This is a genomic window from Coriobacteriia bacterium (assembly GCA_030652115.1).
Classification (GTDB): domain Bacteria; phylum Actinomycetota; class Coriobacteriia; order Anaerosomatales; family Anaerosomataceae; genus UBA6100.
In genome coordinates, this window is the sequence record JAUSBK010000010.1 from 362824 (window position 1) to 371117 (window position 8294).

At 64.9% G+C, this 8294-nt stretch carries 7 protein-coding genes and 2 rRNA genes; 2 read left to right on the top strand and 7 right to left on the bottom strand.

The window, feature by feature from the left end:
* Positions 1–12 precede the first annotated feature (12 nt).
* Positions 13–1308 (top strand): DUF1015 domain-containing protein, encoded by a 1296-nt coding sequence (locus tag Q7W51_09750; GenBank protein MDO8848655.1) that lies wholly within the window; start codon positions 13–15, stop codon positions 1306–1308.
* Here Q7W51_09750 and Q7W51_09755 read toward each other — a convergent pair.
* Together Q7W51_09755 and Q7W51_09760 are read right to left on the bottom strand one after the other, a co-directional pair.
* Positions 1305–2120, bottom strand: a complete 816-nt coding sequence (locus Q7W51_09755; GenBank protein ID MDO8848656.1) for a hypothetical protein — start codon at positions 2118–2120, stop codon at positions 1305–1307. The two genes, Q7W51_09750 and Q7W51_09755, sit on opposite strands and share 4 nt — an antisense overlap.
* Positions 2084–2320: a hypothetical protein gene (locus Q7W51_09760; GenBank protein ID MDO8848657.1), complete on the bottom strand. Its 237-nt coding sequence runs from the start codon at positions 2318–2320 to the stop codon at positions 2084–2086. Before Q7W51_09760 ends, Q7W51_09755 begins: the two co-directional genes overlap by 37 nt.
* Positions 2321–2495: 175 nt before the next feature.
* On the opposite strand from Q7W51_09760, the gene Q7W51_09765 reads away from it, so the two are divergent.
* Positions 2496–3578 (top strand): FAD-dependent monooxygenase, encoded by a 1083-nt coding sequence (locus Q7W51_09765; GenBank protein MDO8848658.1) that lies wholly within the window; start codon positions 2496–2498, stop codon positions 3576–3578.
* Positions 3579–3598: 20 nt separating this feature from the next.
* Here Q7W51_09765 and dcd read toward each other — a convergent pair whose 3' ends face one another.
* The 5 genes from dcd to Q7W51_09790 all read right to left on the bottom strand — a co-directional run.
* Positions 3599–4162 (bottom strand): dCTP deaminase, encoded by a 564-nt coding sequence (gene dcd / locus Q7W51_09770; GenBank protein MDO8848659.1) that lies wholly within the window; start codon positions 4160–4162, stop codon positions 3599–3601.
* A 9-nt stretch (positions 4163–4171) separates the two neighbouring features.
* Positions 4172–6448: a vitamin B12-dependent ribonucleotide reductase gene (locus Q7W51_09775; GenBank protein MDO8848660.1), complete on the bottom strand. Its 2277-nt coding sequence runs from the start codon at positions 6446–6448 to the stop codon at positions 4172–4174.
* Positions 6449–6706: 258 nt separating this feature from the next.
* Positions 6707–6928: a NifU family protein gene (locus Q7W51_09780; GenBank protein MDO8848661.1), complete on the bottom strand. Its 222-nt coding sequence runs from the start codon at positions 6926–6928 to the stop codon at positions 6707–6709.
* A 195-nt stretch (positions 6929–7123) separates the two neighbouring features.
* Positions 7124–7238, bottom strand: a 5S ribosomal RNA gene (gene rrf / locus Q7W51_09785).
* A gap of 115 nt (positions 7239–7353) precedes the next feature.
* Positions 7354–8294 (bottom strand): 23S ribosomal RNA (locus tag Q7W51_09790); the annotation flags it as partial.

The window sequence follows — 8294 nt, forward strand, 5'->3', positions numbered from 1 at the left end:
CCGGGAGGCCCCATGTCGCTCGTTCACCCGTTCCGCGCCAGGATGTACCGTCACGATTCCGGCGCTGATCTCAGTACGCTGACGGCGCCTCCGTACGACGTGGTCACCCCCGAGCGCCGCGCCGAACTGCTCTCCGCCGAGCCGCACAACGTGGTCGCGCTCGAGCTACCTGAGGGCCCGCTCGACTCGAGCCTGCCTGGCAACCGCTACGAGACGGGCCGGGCGCTGTGGCAGTCGTGGTACGAGGAGGGCGTCCTCGTGGACGACGATTCGCCCGCGATCTACGTCGTGGAGCAGTCCTGGGAGTACGAAGGCCGCCACATCCGCCGGCGTGGGTTCGTCGCCGCTGTCCGCCTGCACCCGTTCGCCGATGGCGTGATCCTCCCCCACGAGCGCACGCTGCCCAAGGCGCTTTCCGACCGCCTCGATCTCACGCGCTCCACCGCAGCGAACCTGAGCCAGGTCTTCGGCCTGTTCTCCGACCCTGCTGGCGAGACCGACGGCATCTTCGATGCTCACATCACCACGGACCCGATGTTCACCGCGACCGATGCCGAAGGGGTGTTGAGCAAGGTCTGGGCGATCCGCGACGCCGGCACCATCGACGCGGTAGCCGGAATCATCGGCGAGCGCCCCGTCTTCATCGCCGATGGTCATCACCGATACACGACCGCACTCGCATACCGCGACGAGCGACATGCGGCCGACGCGGCGCTCGGCCACCCCACACCCGCCGATGCCGCATACGACTTCGTCATGATGACGCTCGTGAACATGGACGATTCCGAGCTGGTCGTGCTCCCAACCCATCGACTCGCGCGGGCAGATGGTCCGTTCGACGCTGTCTCGTTCTGGGAAGCCATGGCGAGCACCTTCGACCTCCTGGAGCCGCCCTCGCCCGTCCCCGCCTCGGTCGGCGACACCGGGCGCACGACGTTTCTCGTTCGGACCGCCGACGGCACCACACGCATCGCCTCGCTTCGCGCGGATGTCGATCCGGCATGCGTCATCACTGCCGATCGCTCAGACGAGTGGAAGCGCCTCGATGTCACCGTGCTCCAGGAGTTGGTGCTCAAACCACTCTTCGGCATCGATCCCGACCAGCCCGCTACGCTTGAGCGCCTCGGATTCGCCAAGGATGCGCACGAGGCTCTGCAAGTCGAGCATGCCGATGCCGCCTTCGTCGTCGCACCGACCAGGATGGACCAGCTCCGGGCGGTGGCGCTCGCGGGTGATACGATGCCGCAGAAGTCCACGTACTTCTACCCGAAGCTGCTCTCCGGGCTGCTCTTCCGCTCGCTCGCCTAAGCCCGACGACCTCCCACACCGGGAGCATTGCGCTCCACGAGCTTCGGGCAATCCGGCGACAGGCGGCACGCTTCACACCGCGGTTCCCGGGGGCGACACCAGTCCCGGCCGACCAGCCACGCTGCGAGATCGAGTGAACCTGGCGCTTCGGGACACGCACGCTGGGCGGCTGCGCGTATCGCGGCAGGCGTATCCTCGGCGGCCAGACCGCTGCGCAGGAACACGCGCCTCACATGGACGTCGTACGCTACCGAACCGCACTCGGCCCCTTCGAGATGCACGCCGAAATAGCGCATGAGAAGCTCAACGGCCATCGCTGCCTTCTTCTCGCCGATCCCGTCGAACTCGAGTAGGCGTCGAGTCACCTCCAGCACGTGCGTCCCCGGCTCCCAGATCGCCACCGCGCTGCCGCCGTAGTCGCGCAGCACGCGCGCGGCTGCGGCGCAGACCCACACCGGAAGCGTGTGGACGAAGCGGTGGAGTGCGGGCGGTGCGGCGATCGCGGCGGCAACGGGCCCGGGCTCGGCCGCCAGTCGGCTCAGATCGAAGTGACCGAGCCGCTCGGCCAGTACGTAGGGCGCAGCCCATGCGCGCTCGGCGGGAACACCCTGCGTAAACAGGACGCCGATCAGGAACGCCTCGGGACAACGCTTCACGAACGCGTCCGCTTCGGGCAGAACAGTGAAGGCGCCGCCCGTCTGCGCGGCGCCTGCCGCTGCGAGCTCGTCGCTGAAGAGGCGCAGCGCCCGCGCGACATCCACGCCGCGGTGGGCCATCAGAGGCGCGGCCCGTTCGACAGGAAGAAGACGCACCGCGTGCACGTCTCCTTGGCAGCCGCGCTGAAGTCGATCTCCGGGTTGAAGACGAGCATCGGATCCCCGGTGACCTGATGCGTCGGCCGGTCGCAGGCGGCGTAGTGACAGCCAAGCGGGCACTGCTCGTCGGGGTCGATCGCGTGCGGGCACCGCCCGCGCATCTCCTCATCGCACCCACGCTGAGACCAACACGCCACTGAACCTGCCTCCTTCATATCGCAGCCACGCACGCAGGCTGCTATTGTATCCGGATAGCGCCTTCCGCCGAAGCCCCGACCAGCGATTCAGCGGCGCTTCGTGTCGTCCGTCCGCACCAGGACGGCGCACCGTCCGTACTGTCCGTGGATCGCTTTCGTACCCGAAGGTGAGCTGATGAGCATTCCCGCCCTCGACCACTACGCCACGATCATCGCAGGCGCCGGCCCGGCCGGCGTTCTCGCAGCACTCCACGCCGCCGAGCGAGGTCCAGTCCTGCTGGTGGAGTCGGGTGCGCTGCCGCGCAACAAGAGTTGCGGTGGCATGCTCCACGAGCTGTCGATCGAGACCCTCCGACCCTACGGCGAGGTGCCCGAGAGCATCGTCAGCACGCCTCGGACGATCAACTTCCGCTACCACGACTGGGACCGCGGGATCCGCAAGGTCACCGCGCTTGAATTCCTCAACGTCAGCCGCGCCGGCTTCGACGAATGGCTTCTCGGGCTGCTGCCCGACAACGTCGAGGTGGCCCCCAAGACGACTCTGGCCGGGTTCCAGCAGTCCGCCGAGCGAGTCTCGGTCACACTGGCTGACGGAGAAGAGCGCACGACCGCGACCGCCGACCTGCTCATCGGCGCTGACGGAGCGCGCTCGCAGGTCCGCCGCATCCTCGGCATCCGGGAATCGGCCAGCTACGTGACGCTCCAGGACTTCATCACGATCTCGGCCCCGATCGAGCCGTACTTCGATTGCATCTACATGCGTGACATCGGCGACGAATTCGCGTACGCGTACGTCGTACCGAAGGGCGACGTCGCGCTGATCGGCTCCGTCTTCTACCCCAAGACGAAGCGACCCTGGGAGAAGCAGGACCGCGTGGTCTCGCTCCTGCGGGAGCGGATTCCGCAGCTTGGCGAGAAGGTGCACCGTGAGTCGGCCGCCGCGCTCTTCCTGCGCTCCCCGGACGACATACTGCCGGGCCACGGGCGAGTGCTGCTTGCCGGTGAAGCGGGCGGGTTCATGTCGCCGTCGTCAGGCGAAGGCATCTCGTACGCGCTGCGCACCGGCCGGGACGCCGGCCGAGCCGCGGCAGGAGATCCCGCTGCCGCTCTCGACCGCTACCTCGAGCTCACCGCCCCGATCCGCAGCGACATCCGCCGCCGCTTCCGCTGGCTACCGTTCATGGAGTCGCGCGCGGGCAAATACCTCGCCGGCTTCGTTCCTGCGCCCATCGTGAGCAGAGTGACCGAGGGCCTCTAAGCGACTCTCGCAAACGCCGGTTATCGGCGACCCTTGTAGGAGCGGCTCGGCGTCGGTTCGACCTGCCCCTGATACTTGCTGCCGAGGCCGGGCGTGCCGTAGGGGCGGTCCACGGGCGTCGTCATGCGCATGAACGAGATCTGCCCGATAGCCATACCGGGAGTCAGCACGATCGGGAGATTCGCGACGTTCGACAACTCGAGCGTGAGCGTCCCGTTCCACCCCGGATCGATATAGCCTGCGGTCGAGTGGATGAGCAGCCCGAGGCGGCCGAGCGACGACTTGCCCTCGAGCCGCGCGACGATGTCGCTCGGCAGGGTCACCTTCTCGACCGTCGCACCCAGCACGAACTCACCGGGGTGCAGGACGAACGGTTCTTCCACCGACGCCTCGACGAGGTCCATCAACCCGCGCTGCTCCACCGACGGATCGATGTACGGGTACCTCGAGTTACGGAACACCTGGAACTGCGTACCGAGATGCAGGTCGATGCTCGAAGGCTGGATGTCCGCAGAATCGCACGGATCGACCACGATCCGGCCAACGGCCATCTCCTCGATTATGGAGCGATCACTGAGCACCATCGCGTCGGCCTATGCGCACTTGCTGAAGCCACACGCACGGCATACCGCGCAACCGCTCTCGTGCTCGAGTGCGCCACCGCACTCGGGGCATGCGCCCGCGAGGTTGACGAGTTCGTCGGTGTTCTTCGAGACCATCGTGGACGCGGTCCCGGTCTCCATCCACTCAAGGTAGTGCTCCATCGCGATGCCCACCGCGTCCGCGCACGAGAGCACCTTGCCGCCCTGCGCCCACGCGGGGCTGGGGCACCGGATGCCACGGAGGTGCTTCAGGATCGCCTGCGGATCGACACCGGCGCGCAGGGAGACCGAGATCATCCGCGAGAGCGCCTCGGACTGGCTTGCCGCACATCCGCCGGACTTGCCCATTTGTGTGAAGACCTCGCACAGACCCTGCTCGTCCGAGTTGATGGTTACGTAGAGGTTGCCGCAGCCCGTCTGGATCTTCTCGGTCCTGCCCATCGTCACCGAGGGGCGCGGACGAGGCTCGATCTCACCGTGGCGCGCAGGCTCTGCTGCGGCGCCGGCCTTCCCCGTCTTGCCCGTGGAGAGGACCTGGTTCTCCTTGCTGCCGTCGCGGTAGATGGTGACACCCTTCACGCCCAGTTCGTGCGCGAGGTCGTACACGTGACGCACGTCCTCGACCGTAGCCTCATTGCTGAAGTTGACGGTCTTCGACACTGCGTTGTCGGTCGACTTCTGGAACGCCGCCTGCATGCGAACATGCCACTCCGGCGCTACTTCGTGTGCAGTCACGAACACGCGCTGGATGTCGGCGGGCACGCCCTCGACGCCGGCAACCGAGCCGTGCTCGGCGATGAGCGCCATCAGGTCACGGCTGTAGAAGCCCTGCTTGAGGGCGAGGTCCTCGAACAGCGGGTTCACCTCGATGAGCCGATCGTTGTCCATAACCGTGCGGACGTACGAGACAGCGAACAGCGGCTCGATGCCCGAGGAGCAGTTGGCGATGATCGAAAGGGTGCCCGTGGGGGCGATGGTCGTGACCGTAGCGTTCCGGAGACGGATGCCCTCGGGAGTGTCGTAGACCGAGCCCTCCCAGTTCGGGAACACCCCACGCTCCTCGGCCAGCTTCATCGACGCCTGGCGCGACTCGGCCAGGATGAATCCCATGATCTTCTCACCAAGTGCAACGGCTTCCTCGGAGTCATAGCCGATGCCTATCATGATCAGCATGTCGGCCCAACCCATGACGCCTAGGCCGATCTTGCGGTTGCCGTGCACGAGCTCGGCGATCTTCGGCAGTGGATACTCATTGACTTCGATGACGTCGTCGAGGAAGCGCACGCCCCGATGCACCACGTCCGCGAGGCGGTCCCAGTCGAGGTCCGGGCCGGACTCGGTGTATCGGACCATCTTCGAGAGATTGACCGAGCCGAGGTTGCACGCCTCGTACGGGAGTAGCGGCTGCTCCCCGCACGGGTTAGTGGACTCGATCTCGCCAAGCGCCGGCGTGGGGTTCTCGCGGTTCATACGGTCGATGAAGATGATCCCGGGATCTCCCGTGGCCCACGCCATCTCCACGATGAGTTCATAGACCTCCCGCGCATCAAACTGGCCTGCGGGCTGACCGTCGCGCGGATTGCGCAGGTCGTACGGCGCGCCCGCGGCGACCGCGTCCATGAAGTCCTCCGTGAGCGCGACGGATATGTTGAAGTTCTGGAAGTCGCCGTCGAGCTTGCACTTGATGAAGTCCATGATGTCCGGGTGGTCGACCCGGAGGACGCCCATGTTGGCGCCCCTGCGCGTTCCGCCCTGCTTGACGGCCTCAGTGGCCTGGTTGAACACCCGCATGAAGGAGATCGGTCCGCTGCTCACGCCCTGCGTTGAGCGCACCTGATCGCCAGCCGGGCGCAGCCGCGAGAACGAAAAGCCGGTTCCACCACCCGACTTGTGGATGATCGCGGTGTCGCGAACAGCGCCGAAGATCGAATCCATCGAATCCGCCACCGGCAGGACGAAGCAGGCCGACAGCTGCTGGAGCTCGCGACCTGCGTTCATCAGCGTGGGGGAGTTCGGCAGGAACTCAAGGGAGGTCATCAGATCATAGTAGTCGCGGGCGGTCTCTGCGACCTGCTCCGGTGTCGCGCCGAACCTGGCCTCAGCCGACGCGATGTTCTCCGCCACACGAATGAACATGTCCGAGGGACGCTCGATCGGTTGCCCGTCGTCGTCCTTCTGCAGGTACCGCTTCTGCAGGACCTTCACGCTGTTCGGCGACAGCGTCTCATCGATGGTCCTGGAGTACGTGGCAGTGTCCTGCTCGGGCATTGTGGCTCCTCCTCGCGGTGTGAACATGAACGGCCACCGCGTCCCCTCGGACCCCCGGTGACACAAGATGTTGCGATTTCACAGTCTACCGCCGCTAGATATGGGGTGCAATCATCGCCTGACGAACGGTAGTGCCGAACGACCGGGCGGTAGCCAAGGACGGTGCTGCGGCACAAGCACACTGACGAGCGCGCGCCGCAAACACGAAACGCCGCCCATCGGGCGGCGTTTCGTTGGACACCCCGTGATCGGGCGAGGCTATACGGCCTCGACCCGCACGACCTCCGGGATTTCGTCTTTCAGTACGCGCTCGACACCGTTGGCCAGCGTGAGCTGCGACATCGGGCAGCCACGGCAGGCGCCCTGGAGCGCAACCTTGACCACACCGTCATCCGTGACTTCGACAAGCTCGACGTCGCCACCGTCGGCCTGAAGGGCCGGCCTGATCTTGTCGAGTGCCGCCTGTACGCGTTCTCTCACAAGTGCTCTCCTTCCGAATCGTCCGGCGAGAAGCCGGGACGCTCGTGCTCCTGCGCACACGGGGAAGAACCCCCGCTCGTGCCACATCCGGGCACAGGCGCGATTCTAGCAGAAGGCGTGCCGTTCCCGCCTCTCGGCCGGAACCGCGCCGCGCGAGCGTCACCGCCCTGCGAAAACGACAGAGCCGTCGGATGTGTTCAGCGACGTCCTACTCTCCCACGGACTACACCGCAGTACCATCGGCGCTGGAGGGCTTAACTTCCGAGTTCGGAATGGGATCGGGTGTACCCCCTCCGCCAAAGCCACTGAACACATCCGACGGCTCATGACCGTCGAGTGCACGCACTCTTCTGCTTTCAAATACGGCCTCAGACGGTGCGTCCCGCACCCTGAGAGCTGCATAGCGAGTCGGAAAAGTTGAATAGAAGATCAAGACCTCGGCCTATTAGTACCGCTCGGCTGAACACATTGCTGCGCTTACACCTGCGGCCTATCAACCTCGTAGTCTACGAGGGGCCTTACCTGGTTAACCCAGTGAGAGACCTCATCTTGAGATGGGCTTCCCGCTTAGATGCTTTCAGCGGTTATCCCGACCGAACGTAGCTAACCAGCAGTGCCGTTGGTCGACAACTGGTACACCAGAGGTTCGTCCATCCCGGTCCTCTCGTACTAGGGACAGCCTCTCTCAAGTCTCTTACGCCCGCGGAGGATAGGGACCGAACTGTCTCACGACGTTCTAAACCCAGCTCGCGTACCGCTTTAATTGGCGAACAGCCAAACCCTTGGGACCTACTACAGCCCCAGGATGCGATGAGCCGACATCGAGGTGCCAAACCCTGCCGTCGATGTGGACTCTTGGGCAGGATCAGCCTGTTATCCCCGGAGTACCTTTTATCCGTTGAGCGACGGCCATTCCACTCTGAGCCGCCGGATCACTAGCACCGACTTTCGTCTCTGCTCGACTTGTAGGTCTCGCAGTCAAGCTCCCTTGTGCGCTTGCACTCTACGATCGATTGCCAACCGATCTGAGGGAACCTTACGCGCGCCTCCGTTACATTTTAGGAGGCGACCGCCCCAGTCAAACTACCCACCTGACACGGTCTCCTGCCCGGATAACGGTGCAGGGTTAGACCTCCGGCCCGACGAGGGTGGTATTCCAACGGTGGCTCCACCGAAACTGGCGTCCCGGCTTCATAGCCTCCCACCTATCCTCTACACGACGAACCAAAGATCAATGTCAAGCTATAGTAAAGGTTCACGGGGTCTTTCCGTCCTACCGCGGGTAATTCGCATCTTCACGAATAATACAATTTCGCCGAGTCTATGGTTGAGACAGCGCCCAAGTCGTTACGCCATTCGTGCAGGT